This window comes from Sphingomonas degradans (genome assembly GCF_053502645.1).
The window spans coordinates 3,742,833-3,765,083 of record NZ_CP177172.1; the positions used below are offsets into that span (position 1 = coordinate 3,742,833).

Genomic DNA, 22,251 nt, shown 5'->3' on the forward strand with positions numbered 1-22,251 from the left:
CGGTGGCGCCCGCGCGCTGTCAATCGCCCCCGCGCCGCGCCCATGCGGCGACGGCAGGACGCAGCAGCAGCGCGTTCAGGTTGATCGCCAGGTGCAGCCCGATCGGCAGCGCCAGCCCGCCGCTTGCCAGATAGGCAAAGGCGAAGAGCGCGCCGAGCAGCCCGGTCATCGCCATGCCCAGCGCGCCCTGATAGCGGTGCATCGCGACGAACAGCAGAAGCGCGCCGGCGAAGCCGGCGAGCGGCGGCAGGCCGATCATCGTCAACAGGAATGGCAGATACAGCCGGAAGAACAGCTCCTCCGCCACCGCCGCATGGCTGCCGAGCATTGCGACGGCCAGCGCCTCGCGCCCGTTGCGCGGCGCAAGCGCTTCGACGGGGGCGGGCTTGCGGCGACGCCGCGCGGCGATCAGCCCGCCCACCAAGCCCCCGACGGCAAGCGCCGCCGCATAGCTCCACAGGATCGCGGGCGGCAAAGGCGGCAGTGCGGGCACCCGCGCGATCAGCGGGGCAAAGGCCATGGGCGGCGTGGCAATGGCATCGATCTGCCCCAGCAGCGCCAGCCCGGCCAGCGGCATCGCCAGGAACAGCAGCATCGCCTGTGCCAGCCAGCGCCACAGCACCCGGCGGCGCGCGGCGCTGTCCTCGATCACCCGAAAGCGCGCGAACGCCACCCGGTCGCGCCGCATCAGCCGCACGCACCCCAACACCGCCGCCGCCAGCAGCAGCGCCGGCACCAGCATCAGAGGCGGTGCTCGCCCTTCACCCAGCGCACCGTGCCCGAGCTGGCGCGCATCACCACGCTCTCGGTCGTCATCTTGGTCGTCAGCCGCTTCACGCCGGCGAGCAGCGAACCGTCGGTCACGCCGGTCGCGGCAAAGATGCAGTCGCCCTTGGCCAGTTCGGTCAGGTCATAGATCTTGTCGAGATCCTCGATGCCCCATTTGCGGGCGCGTGCGCGCTCGTCATCGTTGCGGAACAACAGCCGCCCCTTGAACTGCCCGCCGACGCAGCGCAGCGCCGCACAGGCCAACACGCCTTCGGGCGCGCCGCCGGAGCCCATATAGACGTCGATCGTGGTCGACGGATCGGTGGTGGCGATCACGCCGGCCACGTCGCCATCGCCGATCAGCATCACCCCGCAGCCCAGGCCCCGGAGTTCAGCGATCAGCGCCTCGTGGCGCGGGCGATCCAGCACGCAGACGATGATTTCGTGCGGCTCCACGCCCTTAGCCGCCGCGACGGCACAGATATTCTCCGTCGGCGTCTTGGCCAGGTCGATAACGCCCTCGGGATAGCCGGGGCCGACCGCGATCTTGTCCATATACACGTCGGGCGCGTTGAGCAGCCCGCCCTGCTCCGCCACCGCCAGCACCGCCAAAGCGTTCGGCCCGGCCTTCGCCGTGATCGTGGTGCCCTCCAGCGGATCGAGCGCGATGTCGATCTTGGGCCCCTTGCCGATCGCGGAGCCGACCTTTTCGCCGATGAACAGCATCGGCGCCTCGTCGCGCTCGCCCTCGCCGATCACCACGGTGCCGTCCATGTACAGCTGGTTCAGCGCCTCGCGCATCGCCTCGACCGCCGCGGCATCGGCCGCCTTCTCGTCGCCGCGACCGACCAGCGTGGAGGCGGCAATGGCGGCGGCTTCGGTGACGCGCACCATTTCGAGCACGAGGACACGATCGAGGACGTGGCTGGCGGTCTGCATGCTGGAGAAACCCTCTCGTAATGATTGCGGCCGCGATAGGTGGCCGAACCGTCGCTGTCGAGGCCGCTAACGCTGTCGGCATCGTTATGCTCCCGTAATTTTGCCACAACTTCGCGCGAAGCTTCGGCATCTTGAGGAGGGACCAGGATGATCTTCGCGATGTTGCTGCTCGCGCAGGAAGTGACGGCGGATGCGGCCATGGCCGCCTATCGCGAAAAGATGCGCGCAGACGTCCGCTGCAAGGAGAGCACGGAGAACGAAATCGTCGTCTGCGCGCTGCGCGAGGCCGATCGCTACCGCGTGCCCTTTGTCGAGCGCGGCGCCGGGCGCGAGGCGGCCGAGGTGCGCGTCGCGCGGCTGTTCCAGAACGGCGACCCCGTGCCGTGCGGGCAAGGGGCTTTTCTGGTGCATTGCGGGAAAGTCGGCGTGACGATGACCGCCAATGCGACCGGTGCGCATTTGGTACAGCGGCCCCTGGCGCCCTGAGATCGCTCGCGTAATGAAAGGTCAATACGGGCGCCTGAAACGAACGATTCATTGACCGCAAGCCTTCGGCAGTGCAGCAATCCGCGCCTATGGCCAGTCTCGCAATCACCAATAATCCCGACATCCGCTTCCTGGGTCGCCTGCTCGGCGACGTGATCCGCGCCTATGGCGGAGAGGCGTTGTTCAAGCGGATCGAATATATCCGCGCCACCTCGGTCGATCGCCATCGCGGCGTTGCGGGGGCGAGCACGATCGATTCGGGGCTCGACCGGCTCTCGCTCGACGACACGCTCGATTTCGTGCGCGGCTTCATGCTGTTCTCGATGCTCGCCAACCTTGCCGAGGACCGGCAGGGCGTCGCAGCCGAGAGCGAGGCCGATGTCGCCAGCGCGCTCGCCCGGCTGGAGGCACAGGGCATCGGCCATGCCGAAGTGATGGCGCTGCTCGACCATGCGCTGATCGTGCCGGTGCTGACCGCGCACCCCACCGAAGTCCGCCGCAAGTCGATGATCGACCACAAGAACCGCATCGCCGAACTGATGGCGCTGAAGGACATGGGAGTCGAGGAAACCGAGGACGGCGATCGGGTGGAAGAGGCCATCCTCCGCCAGATCGCCCTGCTGTGGCAGACGCGCGTCCTGCGCCGCGAAAAGCTGGGCGTGGCGGACGAGGTCGAGACGGCGCTGTCCTATCTGCGCGACGTGTTCCTGCCGGTACTGCCCGCGCTCTATGCCCGCTGGGACCGGGCACTGGGCGAACGGGGGCCCAGCTTCCTGCGCGCCGGCAGCTGGATCGGCGGCGACCGCGACGGCAATCCCTTCGTCACTGCCGAATCGATGCGGCTGGCGCTGGCCCGCGCGGCGGAGACCGTGCTCGCCTATTATCTGGAGTCGGTCCACGCGCTCGGCGCAGAGCTGTCGATCTCGACCGAGCACACCGCGATCAGCGACGCCGTGCTCAAGCTCGCCGAATCGAGCCACGACAATGCCAAGAGCCGCGCCGACGAGCCCTATCGCCGGGCGCTGTCGGGCATCTACGCCCGGCTTTCGGCCACGCACGAGGCGCTGACCGGCAAGCCCGCACCGCGTCCCGCGCCGATTTCGGGCGCGCCCTATGCGACGCCCGGCGAGTTCCGCGACGAGCTGGCGGCGATCGCGCGCGGGCTGGCGGAGGAAGGCGCCGGCGGCCCGCTCGCCACCGGCGGCGCGCTGGGGCGGCTGATCCGCGCGGTGGAGACCTTCGGCTTCCACCTCGCAACGCTCGACATGCGCCAGAACAGCGCCGTGCACGAGCGCGTCGTCGCCGAACTGCTCAAGGCGGCGGGCGTGGTCGACGACTATCTTGCGCTGGACGAGGATGCCCGGATCGCGCTGCTGCGCCGCGAGCTGGAAAGCCCGCGCCTGCTCACCAGCCCCTATGCCGCCTATTCGGAGGAAACCGCCTCCGAGCTGGCGATCGTCAAGGCGGCGGCGGAGGCGCATGGCCGCTACGGGCCGCAGTGCATCACCCATTACATCGTATCGATGGCGCAGTCGGTGTCCGACCTGCTCGAAGTCCATGTCCTGCTCAAGGAAGCCGGGCTGTACGTCCCGGGCGAGACGCCGCGCGCCGACATCATGGCGATCCCGCTGTTCGAGACGATCGGCGATCTGGAGAGCGCCCCCGCGATCATGGAAAGCTGGCTGGCGCTGCCCGAAGTCGCGGCCATCGCCGCCGCGCGCGGGCATCAGGAAGTGATGATCGGCTATTCCGATTCGAACAAGGACGGGGGCTATCTCACCTCCACCTGGCAATTGTCGCGCGGCTCGACTGCGCTCAAGCCGGTGTTCGAAAAGGCCAGTATCGCGATGCAGCTGTTCCACGGGCGCGGGGGCGCGGTGGGGCGCGGCGGCGGATCGTCGTTCGCGGCGATACTGGCGCAGCCGCGCGGCACCGTGCAGGGCCGCATCCGCATCACCGAGCAGGGCGAAGTCATCGCCGCCAAATATGGCACCCGCGAAAGCGCGATGACCAATCTGGAAGCGATGGCATCCGCCACGCTGATCGCCAGCCTCGAGCCGGAAAAGCTCGCTCCCGCCGACGCCGCGCGCTTTGCCGCCGCGATGGACACGCTCTCCGACACCGCGTTCCGCGCCTATCGCGGGCTGGTATACGAGACCGAGGGCTTCCGGACCTTCTTCCGCCAGGCAACGCCGATTGCCGAGATCGCGGGGCTCAAGATCGGCTCGCGCCCGGCCAGCCGCAAGAAATCGGACGCGATCGAGGATCTGCGCGCGATCCCCTGGGTGTTCAGCTGGGCACAGGCGCGGGTGATGCTACCGGGCTGGTACGGCGTGGGCGCGGCGATCAATGCGTTCGAGGACAAGGGGCTGCTGCGAGAGATGGCGGCGGGCTGGCCGTTCTTCGCCTCGGCGCTGGCCAATATGGAAATGGTGCTGGCCAAGTCGGACATGGCCATCGCCCAGACCTATGCCGCGCTGGTCGAGGACGCGGCCCTGCGCGATTCGGTGTTCGGGCGCATCCGCGATGGCTGGCAGGCGACGCATGACGGGCTGCTCACCGTCACGCGCCAGACCCGCCTGCTGGAAAAGCATCCGGCGCTCGAAAACTCGATCCGCCTGCGCCTGCCCTATATCGAGCCGCTCAACCTGCTCCAGATCGAGCTGCTCAAGCGCCACCGCGCGGGCGAGGACGATGCGCGCATCGGCGAGGGCATCCTGTTGTCGATCAACGCGATCGCTACTGCGCTGCGCAACAGCGGCTGAGAATCAGCCCGCGAGGAGGGCGTCGGCGAGGAGCAGCAACAGCTTCACGTCGATGCCGAGCCCTTCCGCGCGCTTCTGCGCGACGAAGGCGGCGATCCCGGCCCGGGGAACGCGATGGACGATGATGTCCTCCCCGTCGACGCCGCCGCCCGCGCCGATGCGGGTCAGTCCGTGCGCGCGCACCAGCGTGAAGCTCTCGCTGACCATGCCGGGCGACGCATAGAAGGTGCCGAGCGATTCCACGCGGTCACAGCGATAGCCGGTTTCCTCTTCCAGCTCGCGCCGCGCCGCCGCCTCGACCGTGTCGCCCGCCTGCGTATCGCCGATCAGCCCCGCCGGCAGCTCCAGGCACCGTTTGCCCAGCGGCACGCGCAACTGATCGACCAGCAGCACATGGTCCGCATCGTCGATGGCCACGATCACCACCGCCTGAATGCCCCGCGCGCGGGAGACATATTCCCACGTGCCCTGCCGCTTCACCGTGATCCAGTCGCCCTGCCAGGGGGTTTCCAGGGGAAGGTCGAGTACGCTCATAACAGGATCAGCCGATCGGGAAGTTCGTTGGTATCGCCCCGGCTCTGCGGGAAATGTTCGGCGAGGCCCAGCCCGATGCGACGCACGGCCTCGGCCATGCCATCGGCCGGGCGATCGTCCTTCACCGCGGCGATCAGCGCTGCCATCGCCTCGCCCCACACTTCGGGGGCAACCTTGGAATGGATCGCCACATCGGCGAGGATCTCGGCCCGGTGCTCGGCCAGGCTCAGGTACAGCAGCACGCCGGTAGAGGCCCTGGTCCGGCTCTCGGCGCTCGTCCGGAACAGCGTCAGCGCGCGGGCGTGCACGCGGCGCGTCTTTGTCGCCGCCGGAGTCAGCACCATGCGCAGCGCGTCATAGGCAAGCACCACGCGCACCACCAGGAACGTCGCCGCCATCAGCACCAGCGCAAAGGTGAGATACCAGCGCGGCGCCACGGTCTGCGCCCAGCTGTCGACCAGCGCGGCGTGCAGCCACTCGACCGGCGCAGGCTGCCACGCGAGCAGCGCCAGCACGAACAGCATCGCCAGCACGGCCCAGTGCAGCGCGACGTCGTGATAGGCATCCGAACGGCCCGCCACGATCGTGACGATCTCGCCATCGGTGCCCTGTTCGGCGGCAGTCACCGCAGCGGCCACGCGCCGGGCATCGGCTTCGGTCAAACGCATCACCAGCTCCCCGAGGCGCCACCGCCCCCGAATGATCCACCGCCGCCGGAGAAGCCACCGCCCCCACCGCCGCCGCCCCAGCCGCCGCCACCGCCGCCCCAATCGGAACCGCCGCCCCGGCCGCCGCCCTTGGCCAGCTCGCTTGCGATCGTCCACAGGATCACCGGCAGCACGCCGCTGTCGCCCTTGCTGCGATACGCCTTGGACTCCCAAGGGCCGCGCCGCCGCTTGCTGCCGCGCGTCAGCATCGGGATCAGCACGAACAGCAGGATGATGCCCCAGAACAGCAGGCCCAGCGGAAAGCCGCCGCTGCGCTGTTGCCGCCGGGCGGGCGCCTGCGCCGCCGCCTTGTCGGCCTCTGCCTTGGCGCGGGCCTCTGCGGCTTCGAGCGGCAGCTTCATCTGCGCGCCGATCGCCTGCGCGCCCGCGACGATGCCGCCGGCCATGTCTCCTGCCTTGAAACGGGGCAGGATCGTGTCGTTGACGATCGTGCTCGACATCGCATCGGTCATGATCGGCTCCAGCCCATAGCCGACTTCGATCCGCACCTTGCGCTCGTTGGGCGCGACGATCAGCATGATGCCGTTGTTGCTGCCCTTCTGCCCGATGCCCCAGGCGCGACCGAGCTGATAGCCATAGTCCTCGATCGGATAGCCTTGCAGGTCGGGGATGGTCGCCACCACCAACTGGCGAGTCGATGCCTTTTCGACCGTTTCGGACAGCGCCGTCAGTTCGGCCTCCTGGGCCGGGCTCAGCAGGTTCGCCGCATCGACCACGCGGCCGGTGAGCTTGGGGAAAGTCGGCTGCGCCTGCGCCGTAATGGGCACCAGCGCGAGCAACAGGGCGAGCAGTACGCGAACAAGGCTCATGGCGTGGTCTCACGGATAATCGCGTTGCTGCCGGCGAGGATGCCGTCAGCCATTTTGCCCTGCCGGAACGATGGCAGGATATCGGAGTCGATAATGTGCGCCGCCTCGCCGTCGGTCAGTGCCTTTTCCAGGCCATAGCCGACCTCGACGCGCGTCTTGCGTTCGTTCAGCGCGACGATCAGCAGCACGCCGTCATTCACCCTCGCACGGCCGATTCCCCAGAAATTGCCGAGCGCCCGGCCATAATCCTCGATCGCGTGCCCGCCGAGCCCGGTCACGGTCACGACGACGAACTGGTGCTTCGTCCGCGCCTCGGCATCGGCGAGCCGGTCTGCAAGCGCCGCTTCCTGCGCGGGCGGCAACAAATCGGCACCATCCACCACACGCCCGGTCAAAGCCGGAAAGGCATAGCCGGGCGGCGGCGTCCGCGCAGGCGCGGCGGACGAACAGCCCGCAACGCCCGCGCAGATCAGGAGCGTCCTGACGATCAGTTGGTGTTCCCGAAATCGACGGTCGGCGCGACATCCGCCCCCGCCTTGGCCTGGAACGGGGTCATCGGCTTGGCGCCGTAGAAGATCTTGGCGCCCACTGCGTCGGGGAAGGTCCGGATGCGGGTGTTATATTCCTGCACCGCGGTGTTGTAGTCGCGGATCGCAATGGCGATGCGGTTCTCGCTGCCTTCCAGCTGGTCCATCAGCGTCTTGTAATTGCCCTGGCTCTGAAGCTGCGGATAGGCTTCCTGCAGCCGCTGGAGCGACAGCGACAGGCCGTTCTGCGCCTGGTTGAACGCCGCCACCTTGGCCGGGTCGGTCAGGTCTTCACCGCTCAACTGCACCTGCGATGCGCGCGCCCGCGCGCTCACCACGTCGTTCAGGATCTTGCCCTCGGACGCAGAGGCGCCCTTAACCGTCGCGACCAGATTGGGGATCAGCTCGGCGCGGCGCTGATAATAGGTCTGGACATCGGCCCATTTCGCCTTGGCGTTTTCCTCGGCGGTCGGCACGCTGTTGAGACCGCATGCGGACAGCAGCGCGGCGGCGGCAATGGCAAGGGCGGCACGAAACTTCATCACTTCTCGATCCTCCGGATCCTGGGTCGTCGGTGTCTTATACGGCAGCAACACTGGAGCCAGAAAGCGAAATCGGACATGGTATCCGCGATTGGCAGCCAAGGGAGATAATGACGCCATGTGGAAGGAGTTCCGTACCTTCATCGCGCGCGGCAACGTGCTGGATCTGGCGGTGGGTGTCATCATCGGCGCCTCGTTCGGCACGATTACCAAGTCGCTGACCGACGACCTCATCATGCCGCTGATCGGCGCGGTTTTCGGCGGGTTCGATTTTTCGAGCTATTTCGTGCGCCTCGGCGCGGTGCCGGCGACCTATACGGGCTCCCCCAACGATTACGCCGCGCTCAAGGCGGCGGGCGTGCCGCTGTTCGGCTATGGCGAGTTCATCACCGTGGTGATCAACTTCCTGATCCTCGCCTTCATGGTGTTTCTGCTGGTCCGCTTCGTCAACCGCGCGATCGCCGTGGTCGAGAAGGAAAAGGCCGCCGGCGAGGCAGCGCCCGCCCCCGATCCGGAGGACGTCAAGCTCCTCCGCGAAATCCGCGACGCGCTAGTGAACAAGCCCGCGGCTTAAGCCGCCGCAAGATCCTCGGCGACGGCATCGGCCAGGCTGGTGCCGTCCAGGATTCGCGCGGTTTCGTCGCGCACCCGCGCCATGGCCTGGCGAATCGCGCAGGCGGCTTCGTCCTTGCAATCATTGCACGGGCGATAGGCCGTGCGGCTGACGCAGGGCACGAGGGCCAGCGGCCCTTCGATCACGCGGATGATCTCTCCCAGTGAAATCAGGTGCGACGCGCGGGCCAGGCGATAGCCGCCCATCTTGCCGCGCGTCGAGAACAGGAACCCCGCCTCGCGCAGGTCGGCCAGGATCAGTTCCAGGAATTTGCGCGGAACATTCGCCTCCGCCGCGATACGATTCATCGGGATCGGGCTGCCACCGACAGGCGCCTGTGCGAGGAAGAGCATCGCGCGTAGCGCGTAGCGGGAACGCTGCGTCAACATGATAAACTCCCATGCCGATTGTTTACGGCACTGTGAAGGCCCTCACCTGACCTTTTCATTAAGCGATATTGCCCTATATAGGGTTTTGCCGGCTTCGGCCGGCTATGGCGATAAACGATGGCGTAGACTAGATGCAGCGGACCCGGGGGCAGTACCCGGCGGCTCCACCAAAAACCCCGGAAACGGGGCTTCTGACGGGGCCGAACCAGGATCGACGTGTATTGAAAGGCGACGTCTTTCGCTCGGAATGGGACCACCGCAACGGCCCATTACACAAGTGCCAACGATAACGAAGCACTCGCTATTGCGGCGTAACCCCAAGGCTTAACGGCCTAAGGTTATTCTAAAATGCGCGGTTGGACCGCACCGGGCAACAGAAGCGGAAACCAGCGGCTACCAGGGGGGCCGGGCAACAGAAACCCCTGGACCTTTCGTGTCCAGTATCAGGCGGGAAACGCCAGCAGCGCCGTGGTGCCGGCACCGCCGCGCAGCTCGAACCGGCCACCCAGCTGGTCGGCGAGCATCCGCGCGATCCCCAGCCCCAGGCTGGCGTTGCCCGGCGCCTCGAAATCCGGCTTCAACCCGGCACCGTCGTCGTGCACGGAAATCCGCAGTTCCTGGCCCGCGCGGGCGCAGGTTACGGTAATGCGCCCGTCCTCGCGTCCGGCAAAGCCGTGCTCGATGGCGTTGGCGACCGACTCGGCCACCACCAGCGCCACCGGCACCGCCGCATCGGGCGCCAGCAACAATGCGGCCGGGTCATGGATCGCGACGTCGATCCGCTTGCCCCAGGACTCGACGACATCACCGATCAGCGGTCCCAGCAGGTCGCCCAGCGGAATCTGGCCGCCATCGTCGCGATACAGCTGGCGGCTGATACGCCCGATCACGCCGATCCGCCGCGCGGATTCGTCGAGTGCCGCGCGGGCATCGGGATCGGCGATATGGCGCTTCTGGAGGGTCAGCAGCCCGGCGGCGACCTGGAGATTGTTGGAGACGCGGTGCTGGAGCTCGCGGAACAGCAATTCGCGAATGTCGGCCAGCGCGCGGTTACGCTCGCGGGCGTGCCGCAGCCGGCCATTGGCCTTTTGCATCCAGTGGACGATCGCAATGTCGGTGGCGGTGACGAACGCGTAGAAGGTCAGCGCCACGCCCGACCCCAGCGACAGCGTCAGCGTGTGTACCGGCGGGATGAAGAAATACCATGCGCACAGGCCGCACAGCACGGCGGAAACCGCGCCCAACTCGGCGCCGAACAGGAAGCTGGCCACCAACACCGCAGGAAAAAAGGTGAGATAGGGAAAGCCCGGCGGCATCACCCGATCGACCGCAAGACGAAGGCCGAGCGCGAGCGCAACCATACCAAGCGTTGCCGCCACCGTCAGCACGGGGCGATCACGCCAGATCGGCAGCCTTTCCATCCATCGCACTGGTTCGCTTGGCAGCAAGCTTTCCCCCTTCACACCAACATCTTAGCGTGACCTTGCTCGTCGCGGCCCTAATCTCGATCAAGGTATAGCGCGCACGCGCAGATTTCCCCACCCGCAATCTTCAACGAAAAAGGGGCCCGCGTCGCCGCGAGCCCCCTGTTCCGTGCCGGTTGGCACGATTTTCGGTCGGATCAGTCGCGATCGCCCGTGAGGAAAGCCGGCAGGCCAATATCGCCGCCATCTTCCTTGCCGCCTTCCGACGACTCACGGCGCGGGCCACGGCCCTCGCCGCGCGGTGCACGGTCGCCGCCGCCTTCGCGACGCGGACCACGATCGCCGCCACGGCCACCGTCACGACGACGGTCGCCACCGCGATCGCCGCGATCACCACGGTCGCTGCGCGGACCACGATCGCCGCCTTCACGGGGCTCGCGTGCCGGACGCGTATCTTCCAGCTCGGCGCCGGTTTCCTGGTCGACGACGCGCATCGACAGGCGAACCTTGCCGCGCGGATCGATCTCGAGGACCTTGACCTTGACTTCCTGGCCTTCGCTCAGGACGTCCGAGACCTTCTCGACGCGCTCGTTCTTGATTTCGGAGACGTGGACGAGACCGTCCTTGCCGCCCATGAAGTTCACGAACGCACCGAAATCGACGAGGTTGACGACCTTGCCGTTATAGACCTTGCCGACTTCGGCCTCTTCGACCAGCCCCTTGATCCAGGCGATCGCCGCCTCGATCTGCGCGGGGTCGGACGAGCTGACCTTGATCACGCCTTCGTCGTCGATGTCGACCTTGGCGCCCGTGGTCGCCACGATCTCGCGGATGACCTTGCCGCCGGTGCCGATGACTTCACGGATCTTGGACTTGTCGATCGTGAACGTCTCGATCCGGGGAGCGTGCGCCGACAGTTCGCCACGCGTCTCACCCAGTGCCTTGGCCATTTCGCCCAGGATATGCGCGCGGCCTTCCTTGGCCTGCTCGAGCGCCTTGCGCATGATCTCTTCGGTGATGCCGGCGATCTTGATGTCCATCTGCATCGTGGTGATGCCTTCGGACGTGCCGGCGACCTTGAAGTCCATGTCGCCCAGATGATCTTCGTCACCCAGGATGTCGCTGAGAACCGCGAAGTTCTTGCCTTCGAGGATCAGGCCCATCGCGATGCCCGAAACCGGGCGCTTCAGCGGCACGCCGGCATCCATCATCGACAGCGAACCGCCACACACCGTCGCCATCGACGACGAGCCGTTCGACTCGGTGATGTCCGACAGGACGCGGATCGTGTAGGGGAACTCTTCCTTGCTCGGCAGCACCGGGTGCAGCGCGCGCCATGCCAGCTTGCCATGGCCGACTTCACGACGGCCCGGCGCGCCGAAGCGGCCGACTTCACCGACCGAATAGGGCGGGAAGTTGTAGTGCAGCATGAAGTGCTCGTAATTGAGCCCGTTCAGACCATCGATCATCTGCTCGGCATCGCGGGTGCCCAGCGTGGTGGTGCAGATCGACTGGGTTTCGCCACGCGTGAACAGCGCCGAGCCGTGCGCACGGGGCAGGAAGTGCACCATCGCTTCGATCGGGCGGATCTGGGTGGTGGTGCGGCCGTCGATGCGGGTGCCGTCCTTGAGGATGGCGCCGCGGACGATTTCGGCTTCCAGCTTCTTCATCAGCTTGCCGGCGGCCATCTGGTCCTGCGGCGTGGCGTCGGCGAACGCCGCCTTGCCCTTGGCGCGTGCCTCGTTCAGCAGGGCCGAACGCTTGGACTTGTCGGTCACCTTGTAGGCGGCGGCGATGTCCTTGCCGATCAGCTTCTTCAGCTTGTCCTTGGCGGCGGTCAGGTCGGCCTGGGCCGCCATTTCCCACGGATCCTTCGCAGCCTGTTCGGCCAGGTCGATGATCGCGTTGATGACGGTGCGGCACGCCTTGTGCGCGAACTGGACCGCGCCGAGCATGACTTCTTCCGAAAGCTCCTTGGCTTCGGATTCGACCATCATAACGGCATCGCCGGTCGCGGCGACGACGAGGTCGAGATCGCCTTCCTTCACCTGGTCCAGCGTCGGGTTGAGGATATACTCGCCCCCGACATAGCCGACGCGCGCGGCGCCGATCGGGCCCATGAAGGGCACGCCCGAAATGGTCAGTGCGGCCGATGCCGCGACCATCGCCAGGATATCCGGCTCGTTCTCGCCGTCATAGCTCAGCACCTGGGCGATGACGTTGATTTCGTTGTAGAACCCTTCCGGGAACAGCGGGCGGATCGGACGGTCGATCAGACGCGAAACCAGCGTCTCCTTTTCCGTCGCGCCGCGCTCGCGCTTGAAGAAGCCGCCGGGGATGCGTCCCGCGGCCGAATACTTCTCCTGATAATGCACGGTGAGCGGGAAGAAATCCTGCCCTTCCTTGACCGAGCGTGCCGCCGTTACGGCGCAGAGCACGACGGTTTCGCCGAGCGTCGCGAGGACCGCGCCGTCAGCCTGACGGGCAACACGGCCCGTTTCGAGCGTGAGGGTCTGGCCGCCCCACTCGATTTCCACTTTCTTCGTGTCGAACATTTGATTTCCTTCACTCCCCGCGCCCTATGCGCAGGGGGCCTATGTGCCGGACGTTCCGGCAGGGTGGCGGAGGTTCCGCCTGACCGGCCCGGCGCCGAATTGCGCCTGGGCCGAATACAGAAACGGCGCCGCGAAGGCGCCGTCCCGTTACTTGCGAAGCCCGAGCTTCGCGATCAGATCGCCGTAACGACCTGCGTCCTTCTTCTTCAGATAATCGAGAAGCGAACGACGCTTGTTGACCAGCATCAGCAGACCGCGGCGCGAGTGGTTGTCCTTCGCGTGAGTCTTGAAGTGTTCGGTCAGGTTGACGATGCGCTCGGTGAGGATCGCAACCTGCACTTCGGGGCTGCCGGTGTCACCGCTCTCGCGGCCATGTTCCTGGATGAGCGCTTCCTTGCGCTCTGGCGTGATCGACATGTTTCTTCCTTCGACATCGCGTTACAAGTTGAACCCGCGAACGACCCGGACAAGTCCGGCATCAGCCTCTACCAGCGCGACCGGAGTGTCCTCCGCGCACGCGAAATATTGGCCATCTTCCACGTTGGTCCCGGCCAAGACCTGCCCCCTGCGGAGCAGCCCTGCCTGGTCGGGGGTGAGGGATAGAGCCGGGATGTCGTCCAGCCCCGCCCTCAGCGGCAGGATATAGTCTTCAAGGCTGCGGGACTTACCCGCTTCGTTCAAATTGTCCAGCGAAATCGCGGAATCGAGCGTGAACGGCCCCGCCTTGGTCCGGCGCAGCATGGTGACATGGCCGACGGTGCCCAGCGCCAGCGCAATGTCGCGCGCCAGGCTGCGGATGTACGTGCCCTTGGAGACATGGGCGGTGAGGGTGATTTCGTCCAATTCCTCCCCGGCACGGGGAGGGGGACCGCCAGCCGCAGGCTGGGGGTGGAGGGGGGCCTCCCCGGAGGACTCGGCGTGCGGCCCGCCCCCTCCACCGTTCGCATCCGCGAACGGTCCCCCTCCCCGTTCCGGGGAGGATAGGGTGAGCGCGTGAATCGTGACGGCGCGGCTTGCCAGCACCACCTCCTCGCCCGCGCGCGCCAGATCATAGGCGCGGGCGCCATCGACCTTCAGCGCCGAATAGGCGGGCGGCACCTGCGCGATCGGCCCGGTGAAACGCGGCAGCACCGCCGTCACCTGTGCCGCCGTCGGCCGCACCTCGGACTCGGCTACGGCCTTGCCCTCCAGGTCGAGCGTATCGGTCTGCACCCCGAAGCGGATGGTGAAGGCATATATCTTGTCGCTGTCGAGCATTCGCCCGGCCAGCTTGGTCGCCTCGCCGATCGCGATCGGCAGCACGCCGGTCGCCAGCGGATCGAGCGTGCCGCCATGTCCGACCTTGAACTTGCCGTACGCGCCCTCGCGCAGCACGCGCTTCACCGCGCTTACGCCCTGTGTCGAGCCGAGCCCCAGCGGCTTGTCGAGAAGTATCCAACCATGCATCGGCGGTGCCCTAGCCCAGCCCCGCCCGCCGGGCCAGCGCTCAGCCCAGCGCGGCGGTGCGCTGCATGAAATGGCGGCGGCACAGCGCGATATAGCGTTCGTTCCCGCCGATTTCCTTCTGCGCGCCTTCGCGCACGGCGTTGCCCGCCGCATCGACGCGCAGGTTCATCGTCGCCTTGCGCCCGCAATCGCAGACCGACTTGATCTCGACCAGCGAGTCCGCCAGCGCCAGCAGCTCGGCCGATCCGGGGAACAGCTTGCCCTGGAAATCGGTACGCAGCCCGTAGCAGAGCACGGGAATGCCCACCTCGTCGGCGATGTGCGCAAGCTGCCGCACCTGCGCCGCCGACAGAAACTGCGCCTCGTCCACCAGCACGCACGCGATCGGCGCGCGGAAATGCTCATTCTCGGTCACCACGCGCAGATCGGTGCCGGGCTCGAACGGAATCGCGCTCGCCTGAATGCCCAGCCGCGAATCGATCACGCCCCTGCCGCCGCGATCATGGACCCCGGCGGTAAACAACAGCGTGCGCATGCCCCGCTCGCGATAGTTGAAATCGGCCTGGAGCAGCGTGGTCGATTTGCCGGCGTTCATCGACGCATAATAGAAATAGAGCTTGGCCATGGCGGCTATCCTATGTCGGCTATCGCGTCTGCGGTCCATCGGTTAGCATCGTCGAAACCGGGGGAAAACGACGATGCGCACGGGTCTGTGGATTCTGAATATCATGGCGGCCCTCTGGTGTGCGATCGCCCTGTACTTCTCGCACCTGCCGCTGTGGTGGGTTCTGCCGGCGGTCGCGATCAGCGCGGCGATCCTGCTGTGGACGCGGCATGCATCGGACGGGAGCGAGGACGCCGATCGTTCGCATGTCGGCCGGCTGGTGGCGATCTGGAGCAGCGCCGAGGGCGTGGCGATTTTCGTCGCGGCGAACGTTCTGATCAACCTGCACATGGCCGAACGGCTGCTGCCGACGATGGCGATCATCGTCGGGCTGCATTTCCTGCCGCTGGCGCGCGGGATTCCGGCGCGGATCTATTACTGGTCCGGCGCGGCGCTGATACTGGTCGGCGCCATCGGCTGGCTGCTGCCTGCCGGCGATACCCCGCTGGTGACTGGCCTGCTGGCCGCCGCGACCCTGTGGGTCAGTGCGCTGGCCTCGGCGAAGCGCGGCCGCGCCTAAGCTTCGCCCAGATCCTGCGCGACCTTGGGATCGCGCAGCAGCGCGTCAATCTTCTTCGGAGCGTCAGAGGCGCGAGTAAAGCCCCTCACGCGGTTCGCGCAGGCCCCGGTCGCTCCGGTCCGGCCGGACCGACCCGGCCTGGATCAGTCCGGTGCGCACGTCACCGATCATCCAGAGCGGCTGCCAGCTGCCCGGTCTCCGGGCGTAGTCAGCGCTACATGCGTCCGGTCGACTGATCGTCACCAGCACGACGCGGCGACCGTCCCGCGCCCAGCGGGCGCCGTTCGGCAGGATCATGTCGGGCTGCAGGCAAGGATAGCGCCGCGCCGCGACCTTCTCGGCGGACCGGACGAGCGCCGGGCGCTCGAACACCCTTTTGCCCACGATCTCGAAGATCCGCAGCACGTCCATGAAGGAGCCGACATGATGGTTGACGAAGAACCAGCGCGAATTGGGCGCCCAATAGACGCTGAAAGGCATGTCGTCGCTCAGGCTGTCGAGCCTGGCGACCACCCGCCGCTTGGCATCCTGCAATTCGATAGGAGGCTGCCGGTCTTGATAGGCGCGCTGGACCACGGCGAAGCGACCATCCGGCGATTTTGCCCGGCCTGCGCACGTCGAAATGAATTGGTAGCCGCCCTCGTCGCGCCCGCCGCCAAGCTCGCAGTCCGTCTGGAGCGCGCCGACCTGCGCGCGCGCCGGAAAGGCCGACAGGGTGCAGCAGAGGAGCAGGAGCAGCGGCGTTCGCATGGCGCGATCATGCGCCATGCCCCAGCGAAATCAATACTCGTCGGGAGTATCGGCGCCCAGATCCTGCGCGACCTTGGGATCGCGCAGCAGCTTGTCGATATGGCTGCCCTCGTCGAAGCTCTCGTCCGCCAGGAACTTGAGCCGAGCTGCGTATTTCATCTTCACCCGCGACGCGACTTCGCGCTGGAGATAGGCGGTGTTGGTGCGCAGCGCCTTGAGGACCGCAGCCTCGTCCTTGCCGAGCAGCGGCTTCACGAACACCGTGGCGTGGCGCAGATCGGGCGACATGCGCACTTCGGTGACCGACACCAGATGCTTGGCCAGCGTCTCGTCGTGCACGTCGCCGCGCTGGAGGACCTCGCTCAGCACATGGCGCACCTGTTCGCCGACCTTGAGCAGGCGGACCGAGCGGTTTTCGGAGGTTTCGGTGTGCTTCATGGCCAAACTCCAGTCTCGCCTGGCGGAGGGACGAAAGGCTCCCCTGCGAAAGCAGGGGTCCAGGATCACAGGCGTTGCACGCGGGGCTCTGGCCCCCTGCTTTCGCAGGGGAACAGAAGCCGTTGGGCCGTGCGATCGGCCCTCTCCCACAGGGGGAGAGGGCGTTTCGTTACAGCGTGCGCTCGCGCAGTTCGACTTCGAAGGTTTCGAGGTAATCCCCCGCCTTGATGTCGGTGAAGTTCTGCGTGAACGTCACACCGCATTCCAGACCGGCGCGCACTTCGGCGACATCGTCCTTGAAGCGACGCAGCGACGCGATTTCACCCTGATAGATGATGACGTCGTTGCGCGTGATGCGTGCCTTGAGCGCCTTGCGGATGACGCCGTCGGTGACCAGCAGACCGGCAGCCTTGCCGTGCTTGCCCGCCGAGAAGACTTCCTTGATCTCGGCGCGGCCCACCACCGTCTCGAACGCTTCGGGACCCAGCGTACCGGCCATGCCCGCACGGATCTCGTCGGTCAGGTCGTAGATGACGTCATAGTACTTCAGCGCCACCTTCTGCCGATCGGCGATTTCGCGCGCCTTGGCATTGGGACGGACGTTGAAGCCGATGATCGGCGCGCCCGAGGCACCGGCCAGCGTCACGTCGCTCTCGGTGATGCCACCGACGCCCGAGTGCAGGATGCGCACGCGGATGTCCTCGGTCGAGATCTTGTTGAGCGCGCCCACGATCGCCTCGACCGACCCTTGCGTGTCGGCCTTGACTACCAGCGGATATTCGATCGCCTGCTTTTCCTTGAGCGCGGAGAACATGCTCTCCAGGCTTGCGGGGGCATTGGTCGTGCGCTTCTGGAGCGCGACGCCCTGACGATATTCGGCGACTTCGCGCGCGCGGGCCTCGTTCTCGACGACCTGCAACGGATCGCCCGACATCGGCACGCCCGACAGACCGAGCACTTCGACCGGCATCGACGGACCCGCTTCCTTGATCTGGCGCCCCTTGTCGTCGATCAGCGCGCGGACCTTGCCGCTCTCGGCGCCGACGACGAACACGTCGCCCACGCGCAGCGTACCGCGGCTGACCAGGATCGTCGCGACCGGACCACGGCCCTTGTCGAGCTTCGCCTCGATCACGCTGCCTTCGGCCGGGCGATCGGGATTGGCCTTGAGGTCGAGCAGTTCGGCCTGGATCTGGATCTTCTCCACCAGCGCGTCGAGCCCGATCTTCTTGAGCGCGGAAACTTCGACGTCCTGGGTTTCGCCGCCCATTTCCTCGACCATCACTTCATGCTCGAGCAGACGCTCGCGCACGCGCTGCGGGTTGGCGCTGTCCAGGTCGACCTTGTTGATCGCCACGATCATCGGCACGCCCGCCGCCTTGGTATGGTTGATCGCCTCGATCGTCTGCGGCATCAGCCCGTCGTTCGCGGCCACCACCAGCACGACGATGTCGGTGACATTGGCACCGCGCGCGCGCATTTCGGTGAAGGCTTCGTGGCCCGGCGTGTCGAGGAAGGTGATCTTCGACTTGTCCTTCAGCGTGACCTGATAGGCGCCGATATGCTGGGTGATGCCGCCGGCTTCGCCGCGCACCACATCGGTGCCGCGCAGCGCGTCGAGCAATGAGGTCTTGCCGTGATCGACATGGCCCATGATCGTCACCACGGCCGGACGCGACTGCAACGTTTCCTCGGCATCGTCGGTCGTATCGGTGACCAGGTCGATGTCGGCGTCGCTGACGCGCTGGATGTTGTGGCCGAATTCGGTGACCAGCAGTTCTGCCGTGTCCTGGTCGATCGTCGCGTTGATCGTGACGGGCATGCCCATCTTGAACAGCGCCTTGACCAGATCCGCACCCTTTTCGGCCATGCGGTTGGCGAGTTCCTGAACGGTGATCGCCTCCGGCACCACGACGTCGCGGACCTGCTTGGCCTGCGGCTCGCGCGGGCCGCCCATGCGGCGATGTTCCTTCTCGCGCGCACGCTTCAGCGCGGCGAGGCTGCGGGCGCGGGCGCCGTCATTGTCGCCGAGCGCACGCGTGACCGTGAGCTTGCCCGACTGGCGGCGATCATCACCCTGACGACCGCGCGACGGACGCGCGGGCGGATCCGCGCGCTTGGGCGCACCCAGCCCCGAAGGCTGCGGACGCGCGGGCTGCTGGCCCTGCGTCTGTGCCTGGGTGGGCTGTGCAGCAGCGGCGACGGGCTTCGGCTCGGGCTTGGGCTCCGGCTTCGGCTCGGGCTTGGGAATCTCGGGACGCTGCACCGGCGTGAACAGGCGCGGCGCCGGACGATTGGGGTCCAGGCCCAGCGTGATCGGCTGCGGCGCAGGGCGCGGTGCCGGCCGGGGCGCAGGCTTGGGCGCAGCTGCGGCGGGCGCAGGTGCGGGCGTCGGCTTGGGCGCGGCGGCCACCGGTGCGGGAGCCGCCGGAGCGGGTGCCGCGGCGACGGGGGCCGGCGCGGGCGTCGCCACTACCGGCGTAGGCGCGGGTGCGGGCTCGGGGGCCGGAGCCTCCTGCTTGGGCGCCTTGGCGGCTTCGGCGGCCTCAGCCGCAGCCTTTGCGCGCTCTTCTACGCGGCGACGCTCTTCCTCAAGCGCTTCCTGGCGAAGGCGCTCGTCGCGACGGCGCGCATCCTCGAGCGCCTGCATGCGCTGTTCGTCGGCTTCGCGCAGCAGCTTGGCCTGGCGCTCCTGCGGCGACAGATTGTCCATCGGCGGGCGCGGCGCCGGTGCGGGCGCGGCGGAACGCGGTGCGGGCGCGACGGGCGCGGGCGCCGGTGCGGCCTCGACAGCCTGCGGCGCGCCTTCGTCCTGTGCGGGGCCACCCTGCGGCCCAAGGACCCGGCGGCGCTTGACTTCCACGACCACGGTGTTCGAGCGGCCATGGCTGAAGCTCTGCTTCACCTTGCCCGTCTCGACCGTGCGCTTCAGCCCCAGCGGTGCGCGCATGCCCAGTTTCGGCTTTTCGTTATCGGTGTCGCTCATGCGGCTGCCTAAAGTCCTTCAATCTGTCGTTCGTCGTGCGGCACATCCGAAGAATGCGCCGATGCTCCCTGCGAGCCTGTTTCGCAAGGCTTGGGAGCGGGTTCGGGTCCGATAAAGTGCAGCCACCGGTCGAGCGCTTCGCTCACCCTCGCAGCCGCTTTGGAGTCGGTCAGGCCGACATGTACCACATTTTCGCGTCCAAGCGCCAAGGACAATATGGTGCGCGGGAGCGGCAATGTTAACCCCTTGAGGTCGCTGCCTTCCCGATCCGAGCCCACGCGCCATGCCTGGGCCAGCTTGCCAGCGCCGTCCTCGCCCGCATCGGACGCGTGGAGGAGCAAGTGGAGTTTGCCCGAGCGCGCCGCCGCCGCCAGCTTTTCGCCGCCGGTCAACAGGCTGCCCGATTTGGCTTCGAGTCCCAGCCGGTCGAGCGCGCTGCGCTGAAGCTGGGCCGCGATGCGATCGGCCAGATCGTCGGGAATGCGGAAGTCGCCGGTCTTGAACGCACGGGCCAGCGCGCCTTTCAGCTTGCCCTTGGCCTGCGCAGTGCGGAGTTCGGCGGCGGTCACGCCGATCCACGCGCCACGGCCGGGGGCCTTGGCACGGACATCGGGCAGAATCTCGCCATCGGGCGACAGCGCGAGGCGCACGAGATGCTCGCGCGCGTCATGCTCGCCGGACAGGATGCAGCGGCGGATGGGACCATCCGCCGCCGCCTCAGCGCGGGTTACGCGTGGGGTATCATTGTTCGGATTCCGCAACTGCGTCCTCCGAACTTGCGGCCGGGGCCGCGTCCTCGTCTTCGAACCAATGGGCGCGGGCGGCCATGATGATCTCGTTGCCCTGCTCGTCGCTCAGGCCATATTCGGCCAGAATCCCACCCTTGTCCTCGGCGCGCTTGGGCGCATCCTCGTTGCGGCGGCGCGGCTCCTGGCGCTTCTTCTGCACCAGCTCGTCGGTGGCGAGGTCGGCCAGATCGTCCAGCGTCTTGATCCCGGCCTTGCCCAAAGTGACCAGCATCGCTTCGGTCAGATAGGGCATGGTGGTCAGCTCGTCGGACACGCCCAGCGCGCGGCGTGCTTCGCGATTGGCTTCCTCGCGGCGCTCCAGCGCTTCCTGCGCGCGGTTCTGGAGCTCGCCCGCCAGATCGTCGTCAAACCCTTCGATCGACGCCAGTTCGTCGAGTTCGACATAGGCGACTTCTTCGAGCGCGCCAAAGCCTTCGGCGACCAGCAGCTGGGCCAGCGTCTCGTCGACGTCGAGCTCGTTCTGGAACATCTCGCTGTTCTGGACGAATTCCTTCTGGCGCTTCTCGCTGGCATCCGCCTCGGTCAGGATGTCGATCGCCTTGCCGGTCAGCTGGCTGGCGAGGCGGACATTCTGGCCGCGACGGCCGATCGCCAGGCTGAGCTGGTCGTCGGGGACCACCACTTCGATGCGGTCATCCTCTTCGTCGATCACGACGCGGCTGACATTCGCCGGCTGGAGCGCGTTCACCACGAAGGTCGCGGTGTCGGGCGACCAGGGGATGATGTCGATCTTTTCGCCCTGCATTTCCTGGACGACCGCCTGGACGCGGCTGCCCTTCATGCCGACGCAGGCGCCGACGGGGTCGATGCCGCTGTCGTGGCTGATGACGCCGATCTTCGCGCGGCTGCCCGGATCGCGGGCCGCCGCCTTGATCTCGATGATGCCGTCGTAGATTTCGGGCACTTCCTGCGCGAACAGCTTCTTCATGAAGTCCGGGTGCGCGCGGCTGAGGAAAATCTGCGGCCCGCGATTTTCGCGGCGGACGTTGAGGATGATCGAGCGGACGCGGTCGCCGACGCGGACGACTTCGCGCGGGATCTGCTGGTCGCGGCGGATCACGCCCTCGGCGCGGCCCAGGTCGACCACGACATGGCCGAACTCGACGCGCTTGACCACGCCGGTGATGATCTCACCCATGCGGTCCTTGAATTCGTCGAACTGGCGATCGCGCTCGGCGTCGCGGACCTTCTGGAAGATGATCTGCTTCGACGCCTGCGCCTGGATGCGGCCGAATTCGATCGGGGGCAGCGGATCGACGATATAGTCGCCGACGACTGCGCCCTTTTGCAGCTTCTGCGCGTCCTTGACCGAGACCTGCTTGAAATAATCGTCGACCGCCTCGACCACTTCGACCACGCGCCACAGGCGCAGATCGCCGGAGACGGGATCGAGCTTGGCGCGGATGTCGTTTTCGACGCCGTAACGGTTCTTGGCGGCGCGCTGGATCGCGTCCTCCATCGCCTCGATGACGATGGCCTTGTCGATCAGCTTTTCCTTCGCGACCGAATCGGCGATCGCAATCAGCTCAGCCTTGTTCGCGGAAATGGCAGTGGCCATC

22 protein-coding genes and 1 other RNA gene are annotated in these 22,251 nt (G+C 66.9%); 5 read left to right on the top strand and 18 right to left on the bottom strand.

Going from position 1 to position 22,251, the window contains the following annotated elements; translation table 11 throughout:
• Positions 1-19: 19 nt before the first annotated feature.
• Positions 20-742 (bottom strand): CPBP family intramembrane glutamic endopeptidase, encoded by a 723-nt coding sequence (locus ACG3SL_RS17220; RefSeq protein WP_448662389.1) that lies wholly within the window; start codon positions 740-742, stop codon positions 20-22.
• A complete protein-coding gene (gene glpX, locus ACG3SL_RS17225; RefSeq protein ID WP_448662390.1) occupies positions 742-1,707 on the bottom strand; it encodes a class II fructose-bisphosphatase in 966 nt (321 codons plus the stop codon). Before glpX ends, ACG3SL_RS17220 begins: the two co-directional genes overlap by 1 nt.
• Positions 1,708-1,866: 159 nt before the next feature.
• Between glpX and ACG3SL_RS17230 the strand changes: the two genes are divergently transcribed.
• Positions 1,867-2,193, top strand: a complete 327-nt coding sequence (locus ACG3SL_RS17230) for a hypothetical protein (protein WP_448662391.1) — start codon at positions 1,867-1,869, stop codon at positions 2,191-2,193.
• A gap of 89 nt (positions 2,194-2,282) precedes the next feature.
• Entirely contained in the window at positions 2,283-4,958 is a 2,676-nt protein-coding gene (ppc, locus tag ACG3SL_RS17235; protein ID WP_448662392.1) for a phosphoenolpyruvate carboxylase, read from the top strand.
• Between the two features lie 3 nt (positions 4,959-4,961).
• Here ppc and ACG3SL_RS17240 read toward each other — a convergent pair whose 3' ends face one another.
• The 5 genes from ACG3SL_RS17240 to ACG3SL_RS17260 form a co-directional block, all read right to left on the bottom strand.
• Positions 4,962-5,492, bottom strand: a complete 531-nt coding sequence (locus ACG3SL_RS17240) for an NUDIX hydrolase (RefSeq protein WP_448662393.1) — start codon at positions 5,490-5,492, stop codon at positions 4,962-4,964.
• Positions 5,489-6,160, bottom strand: a complete 672-nt coding sequence (locus ACG3SL_RS17245; protein ID WP_448662394.1) for a TPM domain-containing protein — start codon at positions 6,158-6,160, stop codon at positions 5,489-5,491. Before ACG3SL_RS17245 ends, ACG3SL_RS17240 begins: the two co-directional genes overlap by 4 nt.
• Entirely contained in the window at positions 6,160-7,029 is an 870-nt protein-coding gene (locus ACG3SL_RS17250) for a TPM domain-containing protein (RefSeq protein ID WP_448662395.1), read from the bottom strand. Before ACG3SL_RS17250 ends, ACG3SL_RS17245 begins: the two co-directional genes overlap by 1 nt.
• The gene (locus ACG3SL_RS17255) at positions 7,026-7,409 is read right to left on the bottom strand and encodes a TPM domain-containing protein (RefSeq protein ID WP_448662396.1); all 384 of its coding nucleotides are present in this window, start codon (positions 7,407-7,409) and stop codon (positions 7,026-7,028) included. The genes ACG3SL_RS17250 and ACG3SL_RS17255 overlap by 4 nt, the downstream gene beginning before the upstream one ends.
• A gap of 107 nt (positions 7,410-7,516) precedes the next feature.
• Positions 7,517-8,098: a LemA family protein gene (locus ACG3SL_RS17260; RefSeq protein ID WP_448662397.1), complete on the bottom strand. Its 582-nt coding sequence runs from the start codon at positions 8,096-8,098 to the stop codon at positions 7,517-7,519.
• A 118-nt stretch (positions 8,099-8,216) separates the two neighbouring features.
• Between ACG3SL_RS17260 and mscL the strand changes: the two genes are divergently transcribed.
• Entirely contained in the window at positions 8,217-8,672 is a 456-nt protein-coding gene (gene mscL / locus ACG3SL_RS17265) for a large conductance mechanosensitive channel protein MscL (protein WP_448662398.1), read from the top strand.
• Here mscL and ACG3SL_RS17270 read toward each other — a convergent pair.
• The gene (locus ACG3SL_RS17270; RefSeq protein ID WP_448662399.1) at positions 8,669-9,100 is read right to left on the bottom strand and encodes an RrF2 family transcriptional regulator; all 432 of its coding nucleotides are present in this window, start codon (positions 9,098-9,100) and stop codon (positions 8,669-8,671) included. The genes mscL and ACG3SL_RS17270 overlap by 4 nt on opposite strands.
• Positions 9,101-9,148: 48 nt before the next feature.
• On the opposite strand from ACG3SL_RS17270, the gene ssrA reads away from it, so the two are divergent.
• Positions 9,149-9,488, top strand: a transfer-messenger RNA (tmRNA) gene (ssrA, locus tag ACG3SL_RS17275).
• Positions 9,489-9,543: 55 nt separating this feature from the next.
• Here the strand turns inward: ssrA and ACG3SL_RS17280 are convergent.
• From ACG3SL_RS17280 to ACG3SL_RS17300, 5 genes are all read right to left on the bottom strand, one after another.
• Complete coding sequence (locus ACG3SL_RS17280) at positions 9,544-10,521, bottom strand: sensor histidine kinase (protein ID WP_448662400.1); 978 nt, start codon at positions 10,519-10,521, stop codon at positions 9,544-9,546.
• Positions 10,522-10,721: 200 nt separating this feature from the next.
• On the bottom strand, positions 10,722-13,079 hold the full coding sequence (gene pnp / locus ACG3SL_RS17285) for a polyribonucleotide nucleotidyltransferase (protein WP_448662401.1): 2,358 nt from the start codon (positions 13,077-13,079) through the stop codon (positions 10,722-10,724).
• Positions 13,080-13,226: 147 nt separating this feature from the next.
• Complete coding sequence (gene rpsO / locus ACG3SL_RS17290; RefSeq protein ID WP_448662402.1) at positions 13,227-13,496, bottom strand: 30S ribosomal protein S15; 270 nt, start codon at positions 13,494-13,496, stop codon at positions 13,227-13,229.
• A gap of 21 nt (positions 13,497-13,517) precedes the next feature.
• Positions 13,518-14,525 carry a tRNA pseudouridine(55) synthase TruB gene (gene truB / locus ACG3SL_RS17295; protein ID WP_448662403.1) on the bottom strand — a complete coding sequence of 336 codons (1,008 nt, stop codon included), beginning with the start codon at positions 14,523-14,525 and terminating at the stop codon, positions 13,518-13,520.
• A 40-nt stretch (positions 14,526-14,565) separates the two neighbouring features.
• Positions 14,566-15,150, bottom strand: a complete 585-nt coding sequence (locus ACG3SL_RS17300; RefSeq protein WP_448662404.1) for a thymidine kinase — start codon at positions 15,148-15,150, stop codon at positions 14,566-14,568.
• Positions 15,151-15,253: 103 nt separating this feature from the next.
• Between ACG3SL_RS17300 and ACG3SL_RS17305 the strand changes: the two genes are divergently transcribed.
• The gene (locus tag ACG3SL_RS17305) at positions 15,254-15,709 is read left to right on the top strand and encodes a DUF7010 family protein (RefSeq protein ID WP_448662405.1); all 456 of its coding nucleotides are present in this window, start codon (positions 15,254-15,256) and stop codon (positions 15,707-15,709) included.
• Between the two features lie 63 nt (positions 15,710-15,772).
• Here the strand turns inward: ACG3SL_RS17305 and ACG3SL_RS17310 are convergent, their stop codons facing one another.
• The 5 genes from ACG3SL_RS17310 to nusA form a co-directional block, all read right to left on the bottom strand.
• The gene (locus ACG3SL_RS17310; RefSeq protein ID WP_448662406.1) at positions 15,773-16,477 is read right to left on the bottom strand and encodes a hypothetical protein; all 705 of its coding nucleotides are present in this window, start codon (positions 16,475-16,477) and stop codon (positions 15,773-15,775) included.
• A gap of 12 nt (positions 16,478-16,489) precedes the next feature.
• A complete protein-coding gene (rbfA, locus tag ACG3SL_RS17315) occupies positions 16,490-16,897 on the bottom strand; it encodes a 30S ribosome-binding factor RbfA (protein ID WP_448662407.1) in 408 nt (135 codons plus the stop codon).
• A gap of 169 nt (positions 16,898-17,066) precedes the next feature.
• Positions 17,067-19,883 (bottom strand): translation initiation factor IF-2, encoded by a 2,817-nt coding sequence (gene infB / locus ACG3SL_RS17320; protein ID WP_448662408.1) that lies wholly within the window; start codon positions 19,881-19,883, stop codon positions 17,067-17,069.
• 8 nt (positions 19,884-19,891) lie between these two features.
• Positions 19,892-20,644, bottom strand: coding sequence for a DUF448 domain-containing protein (locus ACG3SL_RS17325; protein ID WP_448662409.1), 753 nt, complete (start codon positions 20,642-20,644; stop codon positions 19,892-19,894).
• Complete coding sequence (gene nusA / locus ACG3SL_RS17330) at positions 20,625-22,250, bottom strand: transcription termination factor NusA (RefSeq protein ID WP_448662410.1); 1,626 nt, start codon at positions 22,248-22,250, stop codon at positions 20,625-20,627. Before nusA ends, ACG3SL_RS17325 begins: the two co-directional genes overlap by 20 nt.
• Position 22,251 lies beyond the last annotated feature (1 nt).